The sequence below is a fragment of the Labrys sp. (in: a-proteobacteria) genome, assembly GCF_047605565.1.
Lineage (GTDB): Bacteria > Pseudomonadota > Alphaproteobacteria > Rhizobiales > Labraceae > Labrys > Labrys neptuniae.
This window is the reverse complement of record NZ_JASGFM010000003.1, coordinates 282,687-305,977: the sequence shown is the minus strand read 5'-3', so window position 1 is coordinate 305,977 and position 23,291 is coordinate 282,687. Positions and strand designations below refer to the sequence as shown.

21 protein-coding genes are annotated in these 23,291 nt (G+C 62.1%); 10 read left to right on the top strand and 11 right to left on the bottom strand.

What is annotated here, in order from left to right; genetic code table 11:
* Positions 1–3 precede the first annotated feature (3 nt).
* The 6 genes from QM672_RS05220 to QM672_RS05195 form a co-directional block, all read right to left on the bottom strand.
* Positions 4–2,397 carry a TonB-dependent siderophore receptor gene (locus QM672_RS05220; RefSeq protein ID WP_415081069.1) on the bottom strand — a complete coding sequence of 798 codons (2,394 nt, stop codon included), beginning with the start codon at positions 2,395–2,397 and terminating at the stop codon, positions 4–6.
* A gap of 121 nt (positions 2,398–2,518) precedes the next feature.
* Positions 2,519–3,481: a FecR family protein gene (locus QM672_RS05215; RefSeq protein WP_415081067.1), complete on the bottom strand. Its 963-nt coding sequence runs from the start codon at positions 3,479–3,481 to the stop codon at positions 2,519–2,521.
* A 149-nt stretch (positions 3,482–3,630) separates the two neighbouring features.
* Positions 3,631–4,137 carry an RNA polymerase sigma factor gene (locus QM672_RS05210; protein WP_367624695.1) on the bottom strand — a complete coding sequence of 169 codons (507 nt, stop codon included), beginning with the start codon at positions 4,135–4,137 and terminating at the stop codon, positions 3,631–3,633.
* A gap of 507 nt (positions 4,138–4,644) precedes the next feature.
* Entirely contained in the window at positions 4,645–5,193 is a 549-nt protein-coding gene (locus QM672_RS05205; protein WP_415081065.1) for a hypothetical protein, read from the bottom strand.
* A gap of 43 nt (positions 5,194–5,236) precedes the next feature.
* Entirely contained in the window at positions 5,237–5,746 is a 510-nt protein-coding gene (locus QM672_RS05200) for a hypothetical protein (RefSeq protein WP_415081063.1), read from the bottom strand.
* A gap of 331 nt (positions 5,747–6,077) precedes the next feature.
* Complete coding sequence (locus QM672_RS05195; protein ID WP_415081061.1) at positions 6,078–6,971, bottom strand: LysR family transcriptional regulator; 894 nt, start codon at positions 6,969–6,971, stop codon at positions 6,078–6,080.
* A 120-nt stretch (positions 6,972–7,091) separates the two neighbouring features.
* Here QM672_RS05195 and QM672_RS05190 point away from each other — a divergent pair, with 120 nt between their 5' ends.
* Positions 7,092–7,979: a haloalkane dehalogenase gene (locus QM672_RS05190; protein WP_415081154.1), complete on the top strand. Its 888-nt coding sequence runs from the start codon at positions 7,092–7,094 to the stop codon at positions 7,977–7,979.
* A gap of 67 nt (positions 7,980–8,046) precedes the next feature.
* On the opposite strand, the gene QM672_RS05185 is transcribed toward QM672_RS05190, so the two are convergent.
* A complete protein-coding gene (locus tag QM672_RS05185; RefSeq protein ID WP_415081059.1) occupies positions 8,047–9,471 on the bottom strand; it encodes an amidohydrolase in 1,425 nt (474 codons plus the stop codon).
* A gap of 440 nt (positions 9,472–9,911) precedes the next feature.
* Here QM672_RS05185 and QM672_RS05180 point away from each other — a divergent pair, with 440 nt between their 5' ends.
* Positions 9,912–10,610, top strand: a complete 699-nt coding sequence (locus QM672_RS05180) for a GntR family transcriptional regulator (protein WP_311936804.1) — start codon at positions 9,912–9,914, stop codon at positions 10,608–10,610.
* Between the two features lie 23 nt (positions 10,611–10,633).
* Here QM672_RS05180 and QM672_RS05175 read toward each other — a convergent pair whose 3' ends face one another.
* The gene (locus QM672_RS05175) at positions 10,634–11,470 is read right to left on the bottom strand and encodes a phytanoyl-CoA dioxygenase family protein (RefSeq protein WP_415081057.1); all 837 of its coding nucleotides are present in this window, start codon (positions 11,468–11,470) and stop codon (positions 10,634–10,636) included.
* Between the two features lie 115 nt (positions 11,471–11,585).
* On the opposite strand from QM672_RS05175, the gene QM672_RS05170 reads away from it, so the two are divergent.
* From QM672_RS05170 to QM672_RS05155, 4 genes are all read left to right on the top strand, one after another.
* The gene (locus QM672_RS05170) at positions 11,586–12,635 is read left to right on the top strand and encodes a LacI family DNA-binding transcriptional regulator (protein ID WP_415081055.1); all 1,050 of its coding nucleotides are present in this window, start codon (positions 11,586–11,588) and stop codon (positions 12,633–12,635) included.
* Between the two features lie 95 nt (positions 12,636–12,730).
* A complete protein-coding gene (locus tag QM672_RS05165; RefSeq protein ID WP_415081053.1) occupies positions 12,731–12,892 on the top strand; it encodes a hypothetical protein in 162 nt (53 codons plus the stop codon).
* A gap of 8 nt (positions 12,893–12,900) precedes the next feature.
* Positions 12,901–13,926 (top strand): four-carbon acid sugar kinase family protein, encoded by a 1,026-nt coding sequence (locus QM672_RS05160; RefSeq protein ID WP_311936814.1) that lies wholly within the window; start codon positions 12,901–12,903, stop codon positions 13,924–13,926.
* Between the two features lie 3 nt (positions 13,927–13,929).
* Positions 13,930–14,631, top strand: a complete 702-nt coding sequence (locus tag QM672_RS05155; RefSeq protein WP_311936817.1) for a FadR/GntR family transcriptional regulator — start codon at positions 13,930–13,932, stop codon at positions 14,629–14,631.
* Positions 14,632–14,715: 84 nt separating this feature from the next.
* On the opposite strand, the gene QM672_RS05150 is transcribed toward QM672_RS05155, so the two are convergent.
* Genes QM672_RS05150 through QM672_RS05140 form a run of 3 tightly spaced genes read right to left on the bottom strand, consistent with a single transcriptional unit; the run spans position 14,716 to position 17,987 of the window.
* Entirely contained in the window at positions 14,716–15,834 is a 1,119-nt protein-coding gene (locus tag QM672_RS05150; protein WP_415081050.1) for an iron-containing alcohol dehydrogenase, read from the bottom strand.
* 3 nt (positions 15,835–15,837) lie between these two features.
* Positions 15,838–16,794 (bottom strand): 4-hydroxythreonine-4-phosphate dehydrogenase PdxA, encoded by a 957-nt coding sequence (pdxA, locus tag QM672_RS05145; RefSeq protein WP_311936821.1) that lies wholly within the window; start codon positions 16,792–16,794, stop codon positions 15,838–15,840.
* Positions 16,791–17,987: a sialidase family protein gene (locus QM672_RS05140; RefSeq protein ID WP_415081048.1), complete on the bottom strand. Its 1,197-nt coding sequence runs from the start codon at positions 17,985–17,987 to the stop codon at positions 16,791–16,793. The genes pdxA and QM672_RS05140 overlap by 4 nt, the downstream gene beginning before the upstream one ends.
* Before the next feature lie 241 nt (positions 17,988–18,228).
* Here QM672_RS05140 and QM672_RS05135 point away from each other — a divergent pair, with 241 nt between their 5' ends.
* The 4 genes from QM672_RS05135 (at position 18,229) to QM672_RS05120 (ending at position 23,267) form a co-directional block, all read left to right on the top strand.
* The gene (locus tag QM672_RS05135) at positions 18,229–19,719 is read left to right on the top strand and encodes an ABC transporter substrate-binding protein (RefSeq protein WP_376717678.1); all 1,491 of its coding nucleotides are present in this window, start codon (positions 18,229–18,231) and stop codon (positions 19,717–19,719) included.
* Between the two features lie 86 nt (positions 19,720–19,805).
* Positions 19,806–20,720, top strand: coding sequence for an ABC transporter permease (locus tag QM672_RS05130; RefSeq protein WP_415081152.1), 915 nt, complete (start codon positions 19,806–19,808; stop codon positions 20,718–20,720).
* Between the two features lie 11 nt (positions 20,721–20,731).
* Positions 20,732–21,655, top strand: coding sequence for an ABC transporter permease (locus QM672_RS05125; RefSeq protein WP_311936829.1), 924 nt, complete (start codon positions 20,732–20,734; stop codon positions 21,653–21,655).
* On the top strand, positions 21,648–23,267 hold the full coding sequence (locus QM672_RS05120) for an ABC transporter ATP-binding protein (RefSeq protein WP_415081045.1): 1,620 nt from the start codon (positions 21,648–21,650) through the stop codon (positions 23,265–23,267). The genes QM672_RS05125 and QM672_RS05120 overlap by 8 nt, the downstream gene beginning before the upstream one ends.
* Positions 23,268–23,291: the final 24 nt, after the last annotated feature.

Below are 23,291 nucleotides of genomic sequence, written 5' to 3'. Positions count from 1 at the left end.
GCGTCACCAGCGATAACGCAAGCTGGCGGTCATCACCCTGCGAGCGCCCTGATAGCAAAAACCAGACTCGCAGGTGACATATTTCTTGTCGAACAGGTTGCGGGCATTGGCTTGCACGTCCCAGCCTTTCAACCCTTGCCGAATCTGTCCGAGGTCGTAGCTGAGCTTGGCATCCACCAGCGCGACCGCATCGTTCTTGAAGGTGTTCTTGGCGTCACCGTAGCTTTCGCCGATATAGCGCAAGCCGAAGCCGGCGCCGAAGCCTGCCAGGGCAATGTCCCCGGGTGCCTGGTAGTCGACCCAGGTCGAGAAGCTGTTGCGCGGCGTCGCGGTCGGCACCTTGCCGACGGTGCCGACATCGCCGGTGATGGTCTTCAGATCCAGCAAGGTATAGGCGCCGCGCAGGCTGAAGCCGGCGCCGAGATTGGCCACGGCCTCCAATTCGACACCGCGCCCGCGGATCTTGCCGCGCTGCACCGAGACATTTTGGATCGACACGATGCCGCCATCCTGCATGACGTCGAAGACGGAAGCGGTGAACATGCCGTCGAACCAAGTGGGGGCGTATTTGACGCCACCCTCGATCTGCCGGCCGGTCGTGGGCTTGAAGGCAACGCCATCGGCGGAACCGAGATTGGGATTGAAGGAGGTCGAATAGCTCACATAGGGGGCAAGGCCATTGTCGAACAGATAGGTCAGGCCCACACGCCCGGTGAAGGCATTGTCGGAAGCGCGCTCGGTGGTTTCGCCAACGCGCTCATAGGTCTTGGTCTGGACCCAGTCCTGCCGGCCGGTCAGGGTCAGGATCCAGTTGTCATATTTGGCCTGCTCCTGCACATAGAGCCCGAGCTGGTTCTGCCTTTGGGACATGTTGGAGGTATTGAAGGGCGGATCGGTGAATGCCCCGAGCGAGGCGCCCGTGGTGAGGTCGAGATCGGGCGCCGTTCCATAGCCGAGGCCGCTGCGCAGCGTGAGGTTGGAATAGTCCAGGCCCACCAGGGTCTTGTGCTGGATGGGGCCGGTCGAAAAGTCGGCCTGCAGCTGGTTGTCGATCGCCAGGGCCTTCAACCTGTCATGGACGTAGCCGGTATAGCGCTTGGCGATCATCGCATTTGCGTCGATGTCGCTGACACCGGTGAAGCGCACCTTCGTGTCGACGCCGCCGTAGCGAAGCTTCTGCCTGAAAGTAAAAATGTCGTCGAACTTGTGCTCGAACTGATAGCCGATGCGATATTGCTTCTGCTCCAGGCTGTTATAGTCGGGATCGCTTTGCGAATACTGGTTGGAGGGCGAACCCAACCACTCGTAATATGGGAAGGCGGCCGGTGTCTTGGCCTGAAGATATTCGCCGAGGATGGTCAGCGTCGTCCGGTCGTTCGGGCGCCAGGTGAAGGCCGGCGCCAGGCTGGCAAGCTTGTCGTCGCCGCCGCCCAGGACGTTGGCCGTCTTGCCGTCCCGTAGGGTTCCGGTCAGGCGATAGAGCAAGGTTCCATCGGCATCGATCGGTCCCCCGACATCGAAATTGCCCTGGATGTGGTTCCTGTTGCCGCCTTCCAGTGCCACTTCGCCAAAAGACTTGTCGACAGGAAGCTTGGAAGTGACGTCGACCAGTCCGCCCGGCGATCCCAATCCGTAGAGAGCCGAACTCGGACCGCGCAGCACCGAGATGTTCTCGACATTGTAGGGATCGATCTTGAAGACCGCCATGTTGGCGCCCGGAAAGCGCAGCCCGTCGCGATAAATGCCGTTATAGGTGACGTCGAAGCCGCGGATGGAGAAAGAATCGTAACGGGAGTCGAACCCGGCGGACTCCGTGCGCACGCCGGGGGTGTAGGCCACGGCCTGCGTCAAGGATTGCACATTGCGATCGTTCAGTTCCTTGCGGGTGAGCACCGTCACCGATTGCGGGGTCTCGATCAGGGGCGTGTTGGTCTTCGTGCCTGTCGCGCTGCGCGTGGCAACATAACCGGTGCTGCCGTCGCCATTGCCCTCGACCACGACCGGATCGAGTTCGATGGCACCCGAGATACTGGCCGTCCCGTCGCGGATGATGGGCGCCGTGATCGCAACCGTGCTCGAATTGGTGAAGCTGTAGGACAGGCCGGTGCCGCGCAGCAGGCGCGACAGCGCCTGTTGCGGCGTGGCCGAACCGGCAATACCGGGCGATGACTTGCCTTGCGCGACTGCGGGCAGATAGGTGATCTGCAGGCCGCTTTGACGTCCAAACGCCGCCAAGGCCTGACTGAGCGGTCCCCTTGGAATGGAGAACTGGACCTGCGCGGCCTGCGCGCTTGACGGGACAAGGAGCGGCATGGAGGCGACAACGCTCGAAGCCATCAGGGCCGAACTCAGCGCCCAGCCAGACAGGCTCCCACGAAAGCCTCGAGCCAATTCCATCGACAATCCTCCTCACTCACCGACACCGCGGGGCTGCAGGGCTCGATGACTGCATCGCAAGCCTGCCCCTTGAGTGAAGACGAATGGGAGCCGCGAAATTTCTCCCTTCTGCGAAGCTTTTTTACAGCGACGAAATCACGGTGAGGTAGGGACCGAGCGAACGAACGCGGGCCCCGAAGGGATGAACCACGGCTTCCAAAGCACGCAGGGGATTGCCGGGATCGAAAACACCGCTGATGCGGTTGGCGCCAAGACCTGCATCGGCGATCATCACGCGCCCCGGCTGCCAGCGTGCGATCTTCGCCACGACGGCTCGCACCGGCTCGTTTTCGACCAGGATCTGGCCACTACGCCAAGCGCCGATCTGGCGGGCATCCCGGTTGCCGCGGGTGGTAAGGCGGGTGCCCTCGTCAAAGGTCGCCCATTGCCCGGCCGCCAGCCGGGCGCCATCGACGGAAGCTGAACCGGGAACATCGATCTCGACCAACCCATGTTCGACGGAAACCGAAACGAGGCCGGCATCGTTGCTGATGTCGAAGGCCGTGCCAAGGGCGGTCGCAGCCAGTTCGGACGTCGTAGCCCGGAAGGGGCGCGAAGGATCCTTGGCAACCTCGAAAAATGCCATGCCGGCCAGCAAGGCAACCGCCCTCCGGCGATCGTCGAAATGCAGGGCAATGGCACTGTCCGGGCCCAGTGTCGCCGTGCCGCCATCGGGAAGCGTGACACGGCGGATTTCGGCCGTTCCGGTCAGATGATCCGCCTGGGCGCGGAGGATCAGGCCCGGCAACGCAAGATAACCACCGGCCATGGCCCCTGCTCCAACCACTCCCGCGGCCACGAGGCTACGACGGGTCAACCCCTGCTTGGGGCGCGGTTCGACCTGATCGGCGGGAGCAAGAACCCTGCCTGTCAAGCCATGGATTTCCAAGGCTTCGAGCCACGCCCTCTCATAGGCCGGGCCCCTGGCACGCCAGCGCTTCACCATCTCCCTGGACACCGGATTGCCCGGATCATTCTGAAGACGGATCATGAGATCGGCCGCTTCTTCGAACAGCCGATCTTCCTGTGGCGAAGTTTCGTTCATCGACGTTCCTTGGGCAGGCGACCGGGCACCTGCCAGCCACCCTGACTACATCAATCAAACGGATGAGCGGAAACATTTTTCCAAACGTTCAAAGGGTTGCATGCCGATGCCCGGCCATACTTTGCGACCGCAACACCTTTTCGGCCTGCCTAGGCCTTCTCGTGCAGCCGAGCCCGGACATGAAGGTAGGCTTCCCGGATCAGCGTCCAGGTCCTGGTCGTCGACAGGCCGAGTTCCTGGGCAATCTCGCTGATGGTCCTTTCGCCCAGGCGATGCATCTGGAAAGCCTGGCGCGTGCGGTCCGGCAAGTCCGCGAGCGCGGCCGTGACGATCGCAAGGCGTTGGCGATCGATGACGATCGTCTCGGGTAATGGTTTGTCGTCCGAGATCGCGGCGAAGGCCTCGTCGGCGAGGTCGTCCTTGAGCACCAAGCGCTCACGACGCTGCTGGTCGATGCGTAGATTGCGCGCGATGCGATGGAGCAAGGCTCGCGGATTGGCGTGATGCACCTCGGCATGCGAGTCCGCCGAAAGCAGCCTGAGAAAAGTCTCCTGCGTCAAATCGGCGGCGTTGTCGGCCGTAACCCCCCTACGCCGCAGCGTATTGGAGATCTCCTTGGCGTGGCGCAGAAACAGCGCGTGGATGTCCAGCACCATCTAGCAATCCTCCACGAGGCCGAATTGCCTGGCTGCGATCGGGCCACGCGCCATGGTCGGCGAGGACACCCGTTTGCATGCGCCCCGGCAGGCTGTCCTGGAGCGGAGGAGGAAGAAGCACAGGACTTGAGGCACGACGGCAGCCAATGAAAGAGGACAACTCAATCCCCTTTGCCACTCTCTGAATTCTCTCGCAATAACAATAATTTATACAGATTCTAGACTGTGCGCCGACTACATTCGGAGGATGTTCTTCTTCAAACCCGCAGCCCTTTTCCGAGACCTGCCTGGACTTGATGCCGTCGGGCGGTGAGGAGGCAACGAGGATCTGGCGGCCCGCCTCGTTGTTTCGTCCGTGGTTTGCAAAGACTGGTGCGCGCCCGAATTCCCAGCTGTGGGACGGCTCCTACAGCGTTTTGCGATTCGACGGGGGTATCTGGAATCGCAAAGACGCGTCGAACCAAAGAGCTAGAGCAAACAAGCGTTCAGTCGTGAACGCGCTTTGCTCTAGTCGGGAAGAACGTACCATATCTTCTTGGCGAAGCCGCGCTTGTCGAGTGCCCAGGTCGTGCCGGTCACGACGGCGCGCCCATGACGGCATTGGAAACTATGCCCGGTGTCATGACCCGTGATCGCAAGAGCCAGGTCGTGGCCGTCGTCGGCGCCCGGATTCTCCAGGCAGTACTTTGTGATCTGCGGAATGTTGCGCGCCATGTTGATCTTCACGCAGGGCAGGTTGGCGCCGATGGAACAGACCATCACCTTGCCATCCATGCAGCGATAATTCGCGTCGACCTTCAAATGGGCGTCGAGTTCGCTCGGATTCTCCCGGGCCGCGTCGCCTCCGCCCCGGAATGTCTCATAGGCACGCAGCGTCCGATCGCGCAGGTCCGGTGTGTATGCGCGGACGGTGTCGTCGGTGCCGACCCGTGCGCAATAGGTCGGAAGATCCTCGTTCGCTCCTTTCCCGATCCTGGCGGCGATGGCGGGCGCCGGAAGGCCACTCACGGCAGCAGCGACACAGCACGAAGCGGCAAGGGCGAGTTGCTTGATCATGGCGATCTCCAAACAAATGTCAGGAACGTCCGGAACGTCTCGCTCAAGCCGGCCGGCAAAACAGGCAGCGAAGGCCTGCAGCACCACGGCGGCCGATGCACAGGGCCGTGAGACCCGCGACTGCGCCGGCAAAAGCAAAGGCCAGGACGATGTAGGGCATCGATAGACCCTTCAGCCAATCCGGCAGGCGGAAAGCGGCCCCCATTGCCAGATGAGGCACCAGGAAGAAGCCGATGAGGAACCCTGCCAGACTGTGTGATTGCAGCATCAGGAGCGCGATGATGCCGCCGGCGGCCGCGCCGAACCCCAATGCGTGTCGCCGCCGGGTCAATCCGGCCGCACCCGCGAGGCTCCACAGGGGATAGCCCACGACAAGGCAAACCACCGCGGCGATCGGGATGACGTAGACTGCCAGGAAAACGATGGTAAACGCCTCATAGGCGGGAAGGGAAAGCCCGCGGCCGGCCGCCAGCTCCCTGGCCCATCCCAGGAGCAAAGGCACCAGCAAGGAAAAGCCCGTCAGCACCATCCAAGTCGTAACGCCGGCGGCCAACAACCCGCGGATTCGATGCGGTCGATTTTCTGAAAAGGCAGATCTCGGATCGTCTTCCATCGCGCTGCTCCCTTTGGGAGTGATCGCTAATGGTTGGCTCGACTGTCAGATCATTCCGGCAGAACCGAAATAGGACCTTGATTACCTTACGGGCGAATTATTGGATCTGTTGTGTCGAGCGTAACACCAAACAAAACCGGCCGGCTATCGTTTCCCGGCCTTGGCCGTGCGCCCCGAAATCCTGGGCATCGCCTGACGAATACCGGGTCGCGGCTTGCAGATCCGCAGGGGCCGGGTTGCAGCCCATAGCGCCAGGACTGCTTTACCGCTTCTATACGCCTTCGAAGCGCAGGCGTTCCTGTCGGATGGCATCGAACAGGAAATCGGCCACGACCCGGATGCGCTGCGGCGGTTGCGCGCCATGACGGGTCAACAGCCACAGCTCACGCAATGGGGGCGTGCGGGGTAAATCTATCTCTACAAGATCGGGATCATCCGCTGCGAGAAAATGCGGCAGCAAGGCGATGCCGAAGCCCGCACGCGCGGCAACGATCTGTCCCGTTATATTATTGCAGCGCAAAGCCATTGGCGCGTTTTCGAACTGTGCCGCGAGCCATTGTGCCTCGGGAAAATCGGTGCCCGCCTCGTCGAATCCAATGAAACGCGGAGAGGCACCGGCGAAGATCTGTTCGCGCCATACCGGCGTTCCATAGAACCGATAGGCAAGGCTGACGGCCCGGCGTGCCCTCAGTTCCCCCTTTTCCGGCCGACCGATGCGCAGCGCAATATCGGATTGATGCCGTCTGAGACTGAGCGGCCGGCGTTCCGCGTTGATCTCGAGTTCGAGGAGCGGGTGCTGTCGTTGCAAGGCAGCCAGCTTGGGAATGACGAAGCTCTCGGCCAGGCTAGGCGTCGTGGTGACGCGGACGAGACCGGTCAGCGCGGTTTCGGGCTCCAGCCGCGACAGGGCGGCCGCCGCGCTTTCCATGGTATCGGCAGCCTGCAACGCCTGCCGGCCGGCATCGGTCAGCTGGTAGCCATTCGGATCGCGTTTGAAGAGCTTGACCTGGACGGCGGCTTCGAGGGCGGCAATGCGGCGCGAGACCGTGGCGTGATTGACCCGCAAGGTGCGAGCGGTTGCCGACAAGCTGCCATGGCGTGCCAGCGCCGCAAAGAAGCGCACATCCTCCCAATCGATCCGGCCTGTGCGAAAATGATCATGCATTGCGCAATATTAGCGAATTTTCGCAGAGGCTGCGACGGCCTAATTTGCCCCCATGAGAGCGATGCCGAATGGCGCCAACAGGCGCTTCGGCCTCTCCAGACAGGGAGCAAGACCTTGAATATGATGATCAATCCGGAAGATCCCCATCCGCGCGAACGGATCAAGGTACTCGACAGCGAAATGAGCTACGTGGCCGTCGGCACGGGCGACCCGATCGTTTTTCTGCACGGCAACCCGACCTCATCCTACCTCTGGCGTAACGTCATTCCCCATGCCAGCGGGCTTGGACGCTGCCTGGCTCCCGACCTCGTCGGCATGGGACAATCAAGCCCGTCACCATCCGGCGCCTATCGCTTCATCGATCAGTCGCGCTATCTCGATGCATGGTTCGAGCAACTCGGCCTTACCGCCAATGTCACTCTGGTGCTGCATGACTGGGGGTCGGCGCTCGGCTTCTATCGCGCTTTCCGGCATAGCGAACAGATACGCGCCATCGTCTACATGGAGGCGATCGTCGCCGAACGCCATTGGGCGGATTTCCCTGCAGGGCGCGACGAATTCTTTCGCGCCCTGCGCTCGGAACAGGGCGAGGCGCTGGTGCTCGACCAGAACTTCTTTATCGAAACCGTCCTGCCCAAGAGCATCATCCGCCCCTTGGGCGAGACCGAAATGGACGCCTATCGCAAGCCATTCGTGCAACGCCAGGCCCGGTTGCCAACCCTCATATGGCCGCGTGAACTGCCGATCGAGGGCGAGCCGGCGGATGTGCTGGCCATTGTCCGGCAATACAGCGCCTGGCTGGCAAGGGCAGCTATCCCGAAGCTGTTCGTCAATGCCGAGCCAGGCGCAATCCTTACCGGCCGGGCACGCGAAACATGCCGCAGCTGGCCCCACCAGCGCGAAGTGACGGTCAAGGGTATCCACTACCTCCAGGAAGATTCGCCGATGGAGATCGGCGAAGCTCTGCGCCACTTCCTAAAGTCTCTCGACGAAGCCCATAACGGGTAGCAAATCGGCCTTGCCGAATAGCCGGGCCGATCTCACGAGAACGCGGCGCTTGCCTATACGGACAAGGTCAGCCGGCCTTGGGGAGCGTGCCGTAGGCGAGCTTGCCCTTGTGGAACACGGCATTACGGGCAGGCAAGCGCGCGACGGCCTCGGCCGAGCAGCTGGCGGGGAGGAGATTCATGCTCGCTTCGTCACCCACCTTCGGCCAGATCTGCTCGCCCTTGTCGTTGAGCGGGGTGACAAAGCCGGTCGCATATCCGAGCGTGCGATTGATCTCGAACTCCGTGCTGCGATACTGGATGCGGGCGATTTCGTTGGCTTTCTGCAGCATGTCGCAATTGCCGAACGAATCCCACCAATCCATGGTGCTGTCGGTACCGCAGATCACCTTGATGCCGGCTTCGTGCAGTTCACGCAGCGGCATCGCATCCTTGCCCAGGGGAACTGCACTGGCGAGGGTAACGCCCAGCGCCTTCATGCGGGCAGCAATGTCGCTGAGCTCTTCCTTGGAGAGTTCGGCCAGCGAATAAGCGTGGCTGAAGGTCACGTTACCCTGCAGCTGCTTGTTCTTCTCCATGTGATCCATGATGCGATTGAAGGCGGGAATGGCCGTCTGACGCGGCTCATGGATGTGGATATCGATCCCGACGTTGAAATCGATCGCGAGCTGGACCGTCGTGTCGACCGATTTTTCCATGGCATTGTCGAAGGCGGAAGGATCGACGCCGCCGACATAGCTGACACCGCCTGATTTCAGCGCTTCGCGCATCAGTTCGACACTGTTGGAGGCGAGCAGGCCGTGCTGGGGAAAAATGATGATCTTGGAGTCCAGCGTATCCTTGAAGCGCTCGAACGACGCCTTGAGGTGCTCGAGATTGCCGAGCTTGCTGACAGGATCGACATTGCAATGGCTGCGGCAGACCGTAGTGCCGTGCGAATGCATCAGGCGCACCATCGCGGCGGTACGTTCCTCGGCCAGCGGTAGAAGCTTGGGCAGAATCTCGCGTTCCTGGGCGATGCGATCGGCTCGGCCATGCTCTCTTGGCAGCGTCGCTTCCCACGGACCGCCATAGAAGGTCTTGTCCAGGTGGATGTGCATGTCGCGGAAGGTCGGCAAGAGCAACTGGCCCTGCGCGTCATAGGCCGCCGTGCCCGCCGGGATGGCGGCCTTGCTGTCGAAGATCTCGGCGATCTTGCCGCCGGCGATGCGCAGCGTCTTCAACTCGGTGCCGGTGTGGGCGATGACCGGAGCATCGAGCCACGACTTCTTCTCCTCGACAAAGCCCGTCTCGAGGCGGACGTTGAGCAGGTGATAGGCATCCGGCAATTTCGTCACATCGCTGACGGGTGTCGTGACGGCACCGACATCGATCATGGATCTCCCGTCTGCCGCCTTCGCGCCCGCCGCCAGGCCAAGACCCAGCGCCAAACTGCCGGCACCGGCTCCCGCCATAAAGCCGCGTCGAGACAGTTCCACTTGTGAGCCATTCATATTTCCTGCCCTCCCGAGCCAGCGAGCCGCGCTCACTAATTGTATGCATTATTTATAATAAATTGCATACTTATATGACACGCCCGAGTCAAGCCAGGGGAGAGACCCCGGGCGCTCGATTGCACTGTCGCGCCGCTTATGAAAGGCAACCACATGCGATCAGGCTGGAAAAATTCACATATCTTTTGAATGGCACTCCTATCGAAAATCACTTTCGATTTTCGAATGCAATTATTGTATGTAAAACATAGGAAATATGCGTACATAATTATCCTCAAGGACGCACCTCGCATGCCCGGGCCGCAGGATCAGGCATCCATCAAACGAGTTGGCAAACCCTCGCGATGGCAAATGCATGTTCACGGCGATGACAAGCGACTGGACACCCACAATATTCGCATGCAATTCCAAGAGAGAAGCGTTGGAGCCGGAGATCTCGAATGGCAAAGAAGGTGAGCGACATCGGCGGTGGCCGCTCCCAGGCCGTTCACCGAGCCTTGAAGCGAGCCATCCTCGACCAAGCGCTGCCGCCCGGATCGAAACTGCCGGAGGACTCGATCGGCGAGCGGCTGGGCGTCAGCCGCACGCTGGTCCGTGAGGCGCTCGTCCGCCTGAGCCAGGAAGGGCTTGTCGAACTGCGACCCAACAAGGGAGCCGTGGTCTCCCATCCCAGCCTGGAGGAAGGCCGGAACCTGTATCTCACGCGCATCGCACTGGAACGCCTGGTCGTCGAGACCCTTTCGGGAAGCCTGACGCAGGAACAGATAGACACGCTATCGACCCATATCGCCGCCGAGGAGGCTGCCAGGACCGAGCACGCGGCGTCGATACGCCTGGCCGGCGAATTCCACACACTGTTGGCCCAGATGACCGGCAATGCCAGTCTCATACGCTATGTGAACGAACTGGTCGCGCGCAGTTCGTTGATCCTCGCCCTCTACGGCAGGCCGCACTCCTCCGAATGCGCCGTATCGGAGCATCGGGAACTGCTGGACAAGCTGATCGCCGGCAAGACCGACGAGGCGGTCGCCCTGATGACACACCACCTCGACTCGATCACGACGCGCGCCTTGTTGCCCCGGAAAGACAGCCTCGCGGACGCTCTTCATGCCTATGCGGTCGCCGAGGGCCTGGCCTAGCGCCGATCCATGGAGAGCCATCCTCAGGTCGGGTCGGCGCCCATCACGAGACCTTCGATGTCGTGCTTCTGGCTGATCGGCACCAGTTCGTCCACGACCCTGCAAACAAGATGCCGTTTCGCAATATCAGGCAAGGCTTCGTACCAGTCATGCGTGACCATCATGTCGTGCAGATCGGCATGCCCTGCCCCGGGCGCATCGACGCCAAGGACCATGACGGGCCGCGCGATCGGCGATTGATGCTCCGTTCCTCGATGGACCGTCAGGGCAGACCGGCAGGAAATATCACCACGCTGCGGATATTTGCGGGTCGCCCGCTCCTGGAAGCGGCCCCAGAACGGCTTGTCCGGAAACATCTCATGCTTCCATTCGCGGCCGTCGTCATACTGCGTGCCGGGCGCGATTTCGAAAGGCCCCATGTCCTCGGTGACATCGACGCCGGTGAGATTGAAGGCGAGCGAGGTAATTTTCCGATCGCGATAAGTGTCGGCCGGTGACGGGAAATCGCGATGCCAGGGCTGGTATTTCGCACCCTGGAACGGCACGTCGAAGCCGATTTCCACGATCTGGTAATCGGGTCCGAGTACATGGGCGCAGACATCCACGACCCAGGGATGGGTAATGAGGTCCACGAAACCGCGAAAGGCCTGCGGATGTATTTCGACATACCAGCGGCGCGGACCACGACCGACGGCGCCGCCGGGCCTTTGAATGGCTGCCCAGAAAGCCGTCATCATATCTTCGCGCATGTCGTCGGCCCATTCAGGGCTGAAGGCGCCTTTCAATCCAATGATGCCATCCTCGACGAGTTGCGCCACCTGGGAGGCGATATCGTAATTGAACGAGGGGTGCGTGGTCATCCGGCCGTCTCCTCCCTTTTGCGGAGACGCTATCGCAGCTAATAATTATTAGTCAATGGTCGAATTTTATTAGCTTGTGTAGCTTGCGTAGGGTCGGATCCCGAATGGGGGACATGTGAACAGCCGGAAAACCAAGAAGCGCGTGACGATGATGGACGTAGCGAAGGCAGCGGGCTGCTCGCAGGCTACGGTGTCCGTCGTCCTGAACGGCATCACGGATATCAAGATCTCTCCCGACCTGCGCATGCGGGTGCAGAATGCGGCGCGTTCCCTCGGTTATGGAATGGGAAGTCCAATTCGGCGAGCGAACCTCGAAGAACTGCGGGGCAGTTGCATCGGCTTCATCGTGGACCAGTTGGCGACGACGCCGGAAGCCGTCAATGCCATTGACGGCGCCCGACAGGCATCCTGGGAAAACGACGTCACCATTCTAGTGGCGCAGACCCAAGGCCGTGCCGAGCACGAACGCAAGGCGGTGGCCCGGCTTCTCCAGGCGGGCGCACAAGGTATCGTCTATATGTCGATCTTCACCCGCCGCGTTTCACTGGATCCAACTTTCGACAACCTTCCTGTCCCCCTGGTCTTGCTCAATTGCTATACGAGCGATGACCGCTTTCCAGCGGTGGTCCCCGACGAGGCGACAGGTGGGCGAATGGCGACCGTCTCCCTCATAAGAAAGGGTCACAGGCGCATCGGCACGATCGTGGGAGAAAGCTTCATGGAGGCGGCCCAGGACCGGCTCGCCGGCTACAGGCAGGCGCTGATGGAGGCTGGCATTCCCTATGACGATCATCTGGTCGCCGAGGGGAACTGGACGCCGACCTCCGGCTTCGAGGCGACGCAAAGGCTCCTGTCGCTCGAGGAGCCGCCGACCGCCATTTTCTGCCAGAACGACAAGATGGCAATGGGATGCTTTAACGCGATCGTCGAAACTGGCCTGAGGATACCGGCGGATCTGTCCGTCGTCGGATATGATGATGACGAGCTATCACGTCACTTGCGGCCCCAGTTGACGACGCTCGAGCTTCCGCATCGAGCCATGGGTGCCTGGGCCATTGAGCAACTTGCAAGGAAGTCCGCATCGTCGGCTCGCCGCATTCACAAGATCGGATGCACGTTGATCGAGCGAGCCTCTTCGGACCGTCCAGCTGTCCGCAGAAGATGAATTCGTACGTCGCCGGCCTGGAATCCTGATCGTTGGAAACGGGTCCGCGCGTGGCTGCCGGCAATCCAAACAGCCCCCCGGCGAAGGATCTTGTGATGTCCGCACCAGGCAGCACGGGCGATCCGATCGGGCTTGTCTCCGGCGGCATGTCTCAAACCCACCCCGCCAAGCTCCCGCCTGGTTATATTTGTAATATTTTTACAAAAAACATTGACATTTCAATGATAAATAGAGGAAAAAAGATAACAACAATTTGAGAAACGCGATGCTGGCCATTCTTGCCGACGATTTGACAGGAGCGCTGGACACCGCCGCACCATTCGCGGCGCGGGGCATGCATGCGCAGGTGGCATTGACGATCGATGCCATTGAGGAAGCCGTCCGGGAAGGGCCGGATGTCGTCTCGATCAATCTCGCCTCCCGCGAACTGACCGCCGATGCAGCGCGGTGTCTGACCGCCGCGGCCTTGGCCGCCTTGCCGGCCGGGGCCCGCCTGTTCAAGAAGGTGGACTCGCGCCTCAAGGGACATATCGCCGCCGAACTCGATGCCCTGCCCTTCCGCGCCGCACTGGCGGCCCCAGCGATTCCCGATTTCGGACGGGTGGTGAAAGCCGGCCATGTCCACGGGTTCGGCGTGGACGCACCGATCTGCCTGGCCGAGGCGCTTGGGCGGCATGCCACACGTGCCACAATTCCGGACATTTCGGATCAGGACGAGATGCGCGCCTGGCTCGCCCGGTCGGAAGAGGCCGGCGTGGACCTTCTGATCGGCGCACGAGGCCTGGCGGAAGCGCTTGCCGAACGGCTCAGCCGGCGCGCCTCCGGGAGCACGGTCGAGATTGCTGAGGGACCCGCCCTGTTCGTGATTGGATCTCGCGATCCGATCACGCTCGCCCAGGTCGATGCGCTCAAGGCTGCCTTCGATCCCCATTACCTGCCGGCGCCCAATGGCCGCCTGGCGGAAGCCATCGTCGACGGCAGCGCCATCACTCTCGTGCAGGCGGTGCCGGGCACGGAGGCCGCGACCTCGCAGGAGGTCTCCCATGCCCTCGCACACAGTGTATTTTCGGGCCTTGCAAGGGCATCGACACTGCTGCTGTCAGGTGGAGAAACGGCGCAGGCCGTGCTGGAAAAAATGCAGATCAGACGTTTTCGGCTCCTGGGCGAATGCCTGCCGGGACTGGGCTTGGCCCACGCCCAGGGCCATTGCATCATTGCAAAATCAGGGGGGTTCGGGCAGCCGGATGCGCTGAGCAGGATCGCCGGCCAGATCCTCCGCAGGACGGGATGACAGATGGGTTTGCAAAACGGAACAGCGCGCAGGAGCCTCGGCGATCTCGTCTTCGAGCGCATGCATCGTGCCATCAAGTCCGGCGCATACAAGCCGGACGAGCGCCTGCCGACCGAACATGACCTCGCCATCGAATTCGAGGTCTCGCGCCCGATCATTCGGGAGGCGCTGCGCCGGCTTCGCGAGCAGGGCTTCATCTATTCGCGGCGAGGGGCAGGCAGCTTCGTCCGCGCCGTCGGCATGCGGGAACCGCTCGGTTTCGGACAATTGGAAAACGTTGCCGACCTGCTGAACTGCTACGAGTTCAGGCTCACCGTCGAGCCGGCAGCGGCGGCCGCGGCGGCGGAGCGCCACGACGCAGCCAATCTGGCCGCCATTCATCAGGCCCTGGAACTCATGCGCGATGCCACCAACCGGCAATCCCATCGGGAAGATGCCGATTTCCAGTTCCATCTCGCCATCGCGCGAGCGGCCCAGAACAGTTATTTCTTCACCGCCATGGAAGCCCTGAAGGACCACATCGCCGTCGGGATGCGCTTTCACGGCGCCTCGGTCAAGCGCGAGGCAACCGGCCTCACGCGAGTCTTCGCCGAGCATGAAGCCATCGCCAAAGCCATTGCCACCCGCAATGGGGCGAAGGCGAGACAGCTCATGCATGATCATCTGACCGGGTCTCGCGACCGCCTGTTCCAGGCGAGCAAATAAGCCGCCCGAATGCAAAAACCCCGGCAAGGTCCGGGGTTTCCTCATTGCCCTCGCCGAAAACCGGCGGCTTTCTTGCGTGATGCCCTAAAGGGCAGCCCGGTAGATTCCGAGCACGTCATCGACATTCATGTCGATCGGATTGTTGTCCATCAGGCGACGATTGGCATGCGCCTCGCTCGCATAGAGCGGCAGGTCGTCCGTCTTGGCACCATGGGCGGTAAGCGACATCTCGATGCCGAGGCCTCGGCAGAAATCATGGGCGGCCTCGACCAGTTCGGTGCTGGAGAGATCCTGTCCCAATCCGAGGGCATGCGCCACTTCGGCCGTCTTACCGGCCGCTGCCGGCTGGTTGAAGGCCAGCACATGCGGGAAGATGATCGCGTTCGCCAAGCCATGGGGCAGGCCGAGCCGCGTACCGAGCGGATAGGCGATGGCATGCCCGGCAGCGGTGTTCACCGGTCCCAGGCAGATGCCGCCATAATAGGAGCCGAGCATCAACCCTTCGCGCGCCTCGGTATCGCTGCCGTCCCTGACGGCGCGCGCGAGATATTTGCCGACGAGTTGGAAGCCCATGCGGGCAAAACCGTCGATCATCGGATGGGCGCGGCGATTGGTGAAGGCTTCGACGCAGTGCGCCATAGCGTCGACACCGGTTGCCGCCGTCACCGCCGGTGGCACGGAATAGGTCAGTTCCGGATCCAGTACGGCGAGATCGGCGATCATATGCGGACTTTCGACCGCAATCTTGTTGCCCTTGCCGGGATCGGTGATCAAGGAACGAATGCCCGCCTCCGAGCCCGTGCCCGCCGTGGTGGCGACCTGCGCGAGGCGCGTCCGGCGGCCCGCGACCCGGTTCGGCCCGGCAACATCGGCGAGCGTCTGCTGTGAATCCCAGAGCGCGGCCACCAGCTTGGCGACATCGAGAACCGAACCACCGCCAAGACCGACGATCAGGTCCGGCTCGCTGCGGCGCGCGGCTTCGAGAGCGGCATCCAGAGTTTTCGTATCAGGCTCGCCGGGAATGGCATCGAACACGGTGACGCGGCCGGGCGGTTTCAGACGATCGGCAAAACCCGCCGTAATCGGTGTCGCGATCACGAGCACCGACCTGGCATCACCGGCCCAGTTGCCGACCTCAGCCACCGTGCCGGCACCGACGGCAAGACGGCGAGGCTGATGAAGAATGATTGGAGCGATGGTCATGCGTCATCCCCGCCTGGCCGCGCCGGACACCAGCTTGCGGGCGTAGGCAATGGCCGAAATCATGTTGCCGTGATTGGCAATGCCCTTGCCGGCAATGTCGAAGGCCGTACCGTGATCGACGGAGGTGCGATCGATCGGCAATTCCACCGAAACGTTTACGGCCGTGTCGAAGGCGACGAGCTTGACCGGAATGTGCCCCTGATCGTGGTATTGGGCGACGACCAGGTCGAACACACCCGAATAGGCGCGGTGGAACACCGTATCGGCGGAAATCGGACCATGGGCATCGATGCCTTCGGCCCGAGCCGCTCTGACCGCGGGTGCGATCTGATCGTCATCCTCGGTGCCGAACAAGCCGTTCTCCCCGCAATGCGGGTTGATGCCGGCCACCGCGATCTTGGGTGCGGCATAACCGATGCGCCTGAGATGGGCGTCGCCGGCGCGGATGGTTGCCAGCACGCGCTCGGTGGTGGAACGACGGATCGCCTCCTGCAGCGACACATGCGTCGAGACGTGAATGACCTTCAAACGCTCGGAGGCCAGCAGCATGTAGGCCGCCTTCGACCCGGTCAGGCTGCGCAGCATGCCGGTATGTCCATCATAGTGATGGCCGGCGAGGTTCAAGGCCTCCTTGCTGATCGGTGCGGTGACGATGCAACCGATCGTTCCGGCTTCGGCATCCCGCACCGCCTTCTCGATGAAGCGGAACGCAGCATCGCCGGCGACCGGGCTCAGCTTCCCCCAGGGCAGCGGCGCCCCCTCGACCGGCAGATCCACGACATGAGCGGCGAGGTCGACATCGAGGCCGACGGCCGCCCGTGCAGCCTCCAGCGTCGGCAAATTGCCGTAGATGCGAATCGTGTCGCGCTCCTGGGGCGACATGCCGGCGAGTGCCCGGATCGAAATTTCGGGGCCGACGCCGCAGGGGTCGCCCATGGTTATGCCGATGATGTTGCTCATGAAGGACTCCGAACGGCAGCCTTGTCCCAGCCTGGAGCCAGCCGGACATATTTGATGGCGCGCCGATGATAGGTGTAGGCCAGATGCATGGTACCGTCAGGTTCCTCCAACAGCCAGGGATACGACATTTCCTTGTTGCGGCCGTCGGTCGAGTCGTTGGAGAGACAGGTACCGGGACCATCCTCGATGACAAGACGAACCGGAAACGTCTCGCCGCCATCCTCCGACAGGCACAGGCAGACCGGTGCCCGCGGCACGCCCCAGATGGGCGTGCAGCCGCCGGCTGGATCCGCATCCGGGCGACGATCGTCCTCGCCGAGTTCGTCATAGAGCGAGGCGCGCCGGTCCGCAGACTGCGCCGCATTCACGGGATTGCAGATCATCGCAACCCTGCCATCGTCGAGGCGTATCGCCGCAATGGAGGAATTGTTGTTCGGCACATCGGTCGCCTGCGGCACGGACCAGGACCTGCCCCCATCCATGCTCTGGGTCCTGAAGACCCAATCCGCCTGCCGCCGGCGGAAGAAGGCGGCAAGACGATCCGCGCCCAGCCGGACCGGCGACATGTGCACGCAGCCGATCGACTGGTCGAGATCTTCAAGCTGCCAGCTTCTCCCCTGGTCGAGGCTGATGCCGACGGCGGCCGTGTCATGGCTGCCGTTCCATTTCTGGCCGGGCCGTTGGACGCAACGAAAGATGGGCAACAGCCAGGCCCCGTCATCGCGCACCGTCGCCGGCGCCCGCACGAAACAGCCACGTGGCAGATCGAGATAACGGCCCTCCTCGGCCGTAAGTGCCGGCGGTTCCGAGATGCCGCGGCGGATCTCGGCCATGCGGATCCTGCATTCGTCCTGATTGCCGGAAGGCTGCGAAGTGTGGAAGAGCCACAGCCTTCCGTCCGGTGCCGTGAAGAACACGGGATTTTGCTCCGAATGAGCAGGGTCGAAGCTCAATTTTTGGGGCAAGCCCCAGCACGGCGCGCCCTTGGGCAGCACCGAGGCGAAAATGGAAATATCCGATTTGCCTTCGAGCGTGCCCCCGAACCAGGCGCAGAGCAGGGTGCCATCGTGAAGCAGGTGCAGATAGGCCGCATGATTCTGGATCATGGGCGAAGGCAGCAAAGCCTCCTGGCGCCCCGGCGACACGCCTTGGAGCCGGCCATTCATGTTCCGGGCTATTTCCTCGGGGTCCATTCGTTCCCTCCCATCTGAGGCCACCATCGCAAAAAACACAAAGTTGTCAAGTTTTCTAATGTCACGATTCCGATTAAAGAATGCAGATTTTTTTATTAACTAATTGATTTTAAATGAAAAATTTTTTCAAAATACCGGCAATTGAATTTACATTGTGAAATAAATTGACAAATTTATAGGAAAAGGCGATGGTTTGGGCAACCGGCGAAAGGACGTCGGAGGGAGGACTGCCGTGAAGAAAATGCTTGTCTTGGGGGCGCTGATGCTGGGCTCGGCCCTCTCGCCCGCCTTCGCCGGATCTGGGCCCATCAAGATCGTGCTCGCCGAGGAAGCGGATCTGCTGGAGCCCTGCATGGCAACCCGCTCCAATATCGGCCGCGTCATCATGCAGAACGTCAGCGAGACACTCACCGAGCTCGATGTTCGCAACCATAAGGGCCTGATGCCGCGCCTCGCCGAAAAATGGGAACAGAATCCCGATGGCAGCTGGCGCTTTCATCTGCGCCACGGCGTCAAATTCTCCGACGGCACGGCTTTCGACGCCAAGGACGTCAAGCACAGCTTCGATCGCATCATGAGCGACAAGAACGCCTGTGAATCACGTCGCTATTTCGGCGGCATGACCGTGACCCCCGCCATCGTCGACGACTACACCATCGACTTCAAGGCCGATCCTGCCCAGCCGATCCTGCCGCTGCTGATGTCTCTCGTCACCATCGTGCCCGAGGAGACGCCACTCGAATTCGTACGCGAGCCGGTCGGCACGGGTCCCTATAAATTGACCAACTGGACGCCGGGCCAGCAGATCGTCCTCACCAGCCGCGACGACTACTGGGGCACCAAGCCGGAAGTGACGCAGGCGACCTATCTGTTCCGCGCCGATCCCTCGGTGCGTGCCGCCATGGTCCAGACCGGCGAAGCGGATCTGTCGCCGTCGATCTCGCAGCTCGACGCCACCAATCCGGCCACCGATTTCTCCTATCTCGACAGCGAGACGGTCTATCTGCGCATCGACCACAATATCCCGCCGCTGAACGACGTCCGCATCCGCCGCGCGCTCAATCTGGCCATCGACCGCCAGGCCTTCCTCGGCACGCTGGTTCCCAAGGATGCCCTGCTCGCCACCGCGATCGTCCCCCCGCCGACGCTCGGCTGGAATCCGAACGTCAAGGTCTTCCCTTACGACCCCGATGGCGCCAAGAAATTGCTGGCAGAGGCCAAGGCCGATGGCGTCAACCTCGACACGCCGATCACCATCATCGCCCGCTCTGCCAATTTTCCCAATGTCACCGAGATCATGGAGGCCATCCAGGCCCAATTGCAGGATGTGGGCTTCAAGGTCGACCTGAAATTCGTCGAGGTCGCCGAGCACGAGCAGTATTATTCCAAACCCTTCAAGGAAGGCCGCGGGCCCCAGATCGTCGCCGCCATGCATGACAATGCCAAAGGCGACCCTTCCTTCTCGATGTTCTTCAAATACGCGACAAACGGCACCCAGTCCGGCTTTTCCGATCCGAAGGTCGACGACCTGATCAAGCGTGCTTCCGCTGCAGTCGGCGAGGAGCGGGCCAAGCTATGGTCGGAGCTGTTCGCCTATCTGCATGACGACGTCGTCGCCGACGTGCTGCTGTTCCACATGGTCGGCTTCTCGCGCGTTTCCGAGCGCCTGGACTACAAGCCGACCATGGCGACCAATTCCATGCTCCAGCTCTCCGAGATCAAGATCAAGTAGACTTGTCCGCTCGAACGACAGGCTTGCCAGTCGCAACAGCCATCGAGGCGGTGGGTCATCCTGCCGCCTGCCGCCTTGAGGACGCCATGCTGAGCTTCATTCGAAAACGCGCCATGGCCAGTCTGATCTCCCTGGTCGGACTGATCGTCATGGTCTTCTTCCTGTCGCGCCTGACCGGCGACCCTGCCGCCCTGTTCCTCCCGGTCGAGGCTTCGGCTGAAATGAAGGAGCAGTTCCGCCAGTTGCACGGCTTGAACGATCCTCAGCTGGTCCAGTTCCTGCGCTATGTCGGGGACGTGGCGGTCGGCGATTTCGGCGAGTCCCTGCGCAAGGCCCGCCCCGCCCTCGACGTCGTGCTCGAAGCCTTCGTGTGGACGCTATGGCTGGCTGCCATCACGATGACGCTGGTTACCACTGCCGCCATCGTCGTGGGTTCGCTTGCCGCCTTCCGCGTCGGCGGCTTCTTCGACCGGCTCTCCTCCCTCATTTCGCTGCTCGGTGCCTCGGTGCCCGATTTCTGGATCGCGATCGTGGCGATCGTCGTGTTTTCGGTAAAGCTGTCCTGGCTGCCGACCTCGGGCACAGGTTCCCTTCTCCACTGGATCCTGCCGATCTGCGTGCTGTTCATCCGCCCCTTCGGCATCATCGTGCAGGTGGTACGCGGATCGATGATCGGCGCCCTCTCCTCCGCCTATGTGAAGACCGCCCGCGCCAAGGGCGTCAAATCGGGCCCGATCATCTTCATCCATGCCCTGCGCAACGCCATGCTCCCGGTCATCACCGTGATCGGCGACCAGGCCGCGAGCCTGCTCAATGGCGCCGTCATCGTCGAGACCATTTTCGGTTTCCCGGGCATCGGCAAGCTGATGATCGATTCCATCCTGCAGCGTGACTTCAATGTCGTGCTGGCGGCGATCCTCGTCACGGCGCTGGCGATCTTCCTCATGAATCTCCTGATCGACTTTGCCTACGCACTGCTCGATCCGCGAATCCGTCACTGAGGACAGCGGCCATGACCCACCCCACGGCCGATACCACGATCGCAGCCGAGCCTTCTTTCGCGACGCGCATGGCGCGCATGTTGCTGGCCGACAAATTCGCCCTTTGCGCCGCCATCCTGCTGCTCCTGTTCGTAGTCCTCGCCATCATAGGACCGAGTTGGCTCGGCGAACTGGCGACCAAGCAAAACCTCCGCGGCCGCAACGCAGCTCCCTTTGACTGGGAACGCGGCTGGGTATGGTGGATGGGCGCAGACGCGCTCGGTCGCCCCCTGCTCGCGCGCATCGTCGTCGCCACGCGCAACACGCTGTTGGTGGCCGCCGGCGCCGTTGTCCTGTCGGCTAGTGTCGGCACTCTGCTTGGGCTTCTGGCCGGCTTTTCCTCCCCTCGCGTCAACCAGGTGATCATGCGGCTTGCGGACGTCATCATGTCCTTCCCGTCGCTGCTGATCGCCGTGATCGTGCTCTACATTCTGGGGCCATCGATCCTGAACCTGATGCTGGTGCTGGCCATCACCCGCATTCCGGTCTACCTCAGAACCACGCGGGCCGAAGTGCTCGAGATCCGCGAACGCATGTTCGTGCAGGCGGCCAGGGTGATGGGGGCGTCCAGGACGCGCATCCTCTTCCGCCATATCCTGCCCGTCGTCCTGCCGACGCTGACCACGCTCGCCACGCTGGATTTTGCCTATGTCATGCTGGCCGAAAGTGCCTTGTCCTTCCTCGGCATCGGCATTCAGCCGCCCGAGATCACCTGGGGCCTGATGATCTCGCAGGGCCGGCAATATCTGACCAATGCCTGGTGGCTGTCCTTCTGGCCCGGCCTTGCGATCATAGTGACGACCCTGTCGCTGAACCTTTTGTCGAACTGGCTGCGCATCGCGCTCGATCCGACGCAGCGCTGGCGCCTCGAAATGAAGGTTCGCAAGAATGGCTGATCATCTCCTGGACGTGCGCGGCCTCTCCGTCGAGTTTCATACGGCGATGGGTGTGGTCAAGGCGGTTCGCAACGTCTCCTACCATCTCGACCGTGGCGAGACGCTGGCGATCCTCGGCGAGAGCGGTTCGGGCAAGTCGGTCTCCTCGTCCGCCATCATGAACCTGATCGACATGCCGCCGGGACGCATTGCCTCGGGCGAAATCCTGCTCGATGGCGTCGACCTCCTGAAGATGCCGGCGCGTGAAAGGCGCGAGGTGAACGGACGCCGCATCGCCATGATCTTCCAGGATCCTCTCAGCCACCTCAACCCGGTCTACACGGTTGGCTGGCAGATCCGCGAAGCGCTCACCACCCATGGCACCGACGCAGCCACTGCCCGGGCCGAAACGCTGCGCCTGCTGACGCGGGTCGGCATCCCCGATCCCGAGTTCTCGCTCGGCAAATACCCGCATGAATTCTCGGGTGGCCAGCGCCAGCGCGTGATGATCGCCATGGCGCTGGCACTTCGGCCGGACCTTCTGATCGCCGACGAACCGACCACCGCGCTCGACGTCACGGTTCAGGCGGAAGTCCTTGCCCTGCTGGAGGAGTTGCAGCGGGAAACCGGCATGGCGATCCTGATCATCACGCATGATCTCGGTGTCGTCGCCGAAATCGCCGACCGGGTCGTGGTGATGGAAAAGGGCGAACTGGTCGAGGCCGGCACCGTCAGCCAAGTCTACAAGAACCCCCAGCACCCCTACACGCGGAAACTCATCGCCGCCGCACCCGGCAGGGGCCAGATGCACGAACCGGTCGCCCGCGCCGAACCCGTGCTTTCGGTGCGCGACGTGCGCAAGCGCTATGGCGCCTTCGAGGCCCTGAAGGGCGTTTCTTTCGATCTCATGCCCGGCGAAACCATGGCTGTCGTCGGCGAGAGCGGGTCGGGCAAGTCCACGCTTGCCCGCATCTTGCTGCGCCTCGACGAGCCCGATAGCGGCAGCGCGCTATGGAAGGGACGCGATCTGTTCACGATGTCGCCCGCCGATCTCTACAGGCTGCGCCGTGACCTGCAGATGGTATTCCAGGACCCGACCCAGTCGCTCAATGCGCGCATGACCGTATACCAGCTCATCTCCGAAGCATGGGCCATCCATCCCGATATTCTCCCCAGGGCGAGATGGCGCGAGCGCGTGGCTGAGCTTCTGATGCAGGTGGGTCTCAGCGCCGAGCATATGAGCCGCTACCCCCACCAGTTCTCCGGCGGCCAGCGCCAGCGTATCGCCATCGCCAGGGCCCTTGCGCTCGAACCCCAGCTCATCATCTGCGACGAGGCTGTGTCGGCTCTCGACGTCTCGGTGCAGGCCCAGGTCATCGCGCTGCTCGACAGGCTGCGCCAACGGCTGGGGATCGCCTTCATCTTCATAGCCCATGACCTGCCGGTAGTGCGCGACTTTGCCGACCACGTCATGGTCATGCAGAAGGGCAGCATCGTGGAACTCGGAACGGTCCGCGAGGTGTTCGAGGCCCCGCGCCAGGACTATACCCGCGCCCTTCTTGCAGCGGCGCTCGACCCCGATCCGGACACCCAGGCCGCCCATCGCGCCGCCCGTCTGCGGACAGCCTCCTGAAACACCGGTCCCATCCAAGGAAGA

Bases quoted from the DNA above. Each gene is read 5' to 3' on its own strand.
- QM672_RS05175 (WP_415081057.1), bottom strand. From the start codon at position 11,470: ATGACCACGCACCCCTCGTTCAATTACGATATCGCCTCCCAGGTGGCG.
- QM672_RS05140 (WP_415081048.1), bottom strand. From the start codon at position 17,987: ATGGACCCCGAGGAAATAGCCCGGAACATGAATGGCCGGCTCCAAGGC.
- QM672_RS05210 (WP_367624695.1), bottom strand. From the start codon at position 4,137: ATGGTGCTGGACATCCACGCGCTGTTTCTGCGCCACGCCAAGGAGATC.
- QM672_RS05160 (WP_311936814.1), top strand. From the start codon at position 12,901: ATGCTGGCCATTCTTGCCGACGATTTGACAGGAGCGCTGGACACCGCC.
- QM672_RS05215 (WP_415081067.1), bottom strand. From the start codon at position 3,481: ATGAACGAAACTTCGCCACAGGAAGATCGGCTGTTCGAAGAAGCGGCC.
- QM672_RS05155 (WP_311936817.1), top strand. From the start codon at position 13,930: ATGGGTTTGCAAAACGGAACAGCGCGCAGGAGCCTCGGCGATCTCGTC.
- QM672_RS05150 (WP_415081050.1), bottom strand. From the start codon at position 15,834: ATGACCATCGCTCCAATCATTCTTCATCAGCCTCGCCGTCTTGCCGTC.
- QM672_RS05125 (WP_311936829.1), top strand. From the start codon at position 20,732: ATGACCCACCCCACGGCCGATACCACGATCGCAGCCGAGCCTTCTTTC.
- QM672_RS05195 (WP_415081061.1), bottom strand. From the start codon at position 6,971: ATGCATGATCATTTTCGCACAGGCCGGATCGATTGGGAGGATGTGCGC.
- QM672_RS05220 (WP_415081069.1), bottom strand. From the start codon at position 2,397: ATGGAATTGGCTCGAGGCTTTCGTGGGAGCCTGTCTGGCTGGGCGCTG.
- QM672_RS05135 (WP_376717678.1), top strand. From the start codon at position 18,229: ATGCTTGTCTTGGGGGCGCTGATGCTGGGCTCGGCCCTCTCGCCCGCC.
- QM672_RS05130 (WP_415081152.1), top strand. From the start codon at position 19,806: ATGCTGAGCTTCATTCGAAAACGCGCCATGGCCAGTCTGATCTCCCTG.
- QM672_RS05180 (WP_311936804.1), top strand. From the start codon at position 9,912: ATGGCAAAGAAGGTGAGCGACATCGGCGGTGGCCGCTCCCAGGCCGTT.
- QM672_RS05120 (WP_415081045.1), top strand. From the start codon at position 21,648: ATGGCTGATCATCTCCTGGACGTGCGCGGCCTCTCCGTCGAGTTTCAT.
- pdxA (WP_311936821.1), bottom strand. From the start codon at position 16,794: ATGAGCAACATCATCGGCATAACCATGGGCGACCCCTGCGGCGTCGGC.
- QM672_RS05165 (WP_415081053.1), top strand. From the start codon at position 12,731: ATGTCCGCACCAGGCAGCACGGGCGATCCGATCGGGCTTGTCTCCGGC.
- QM672_RS05190 (WP_415081154.1), top strand. From the start codon at position 7,092: ATGATGATCAATCCGGAAGATCCCCATCCGCGCGAACGGATCAAGGTA.
- QM672_RS05205 (WP_415081065.1), bottom strand. From the start codon at position 5,193: ATGATCAAGCAACTCGCCCTTGCCGCTTCGTGCTGTGTCGCTGCTGCC.
- QM672_RS05185 (WP_415081059.1), bottom strand. From the start codon at position 9,471: ATGAATGGCTCACAAGTGGAACTGTCTCGACGCGGCTTTATGGCGGGA.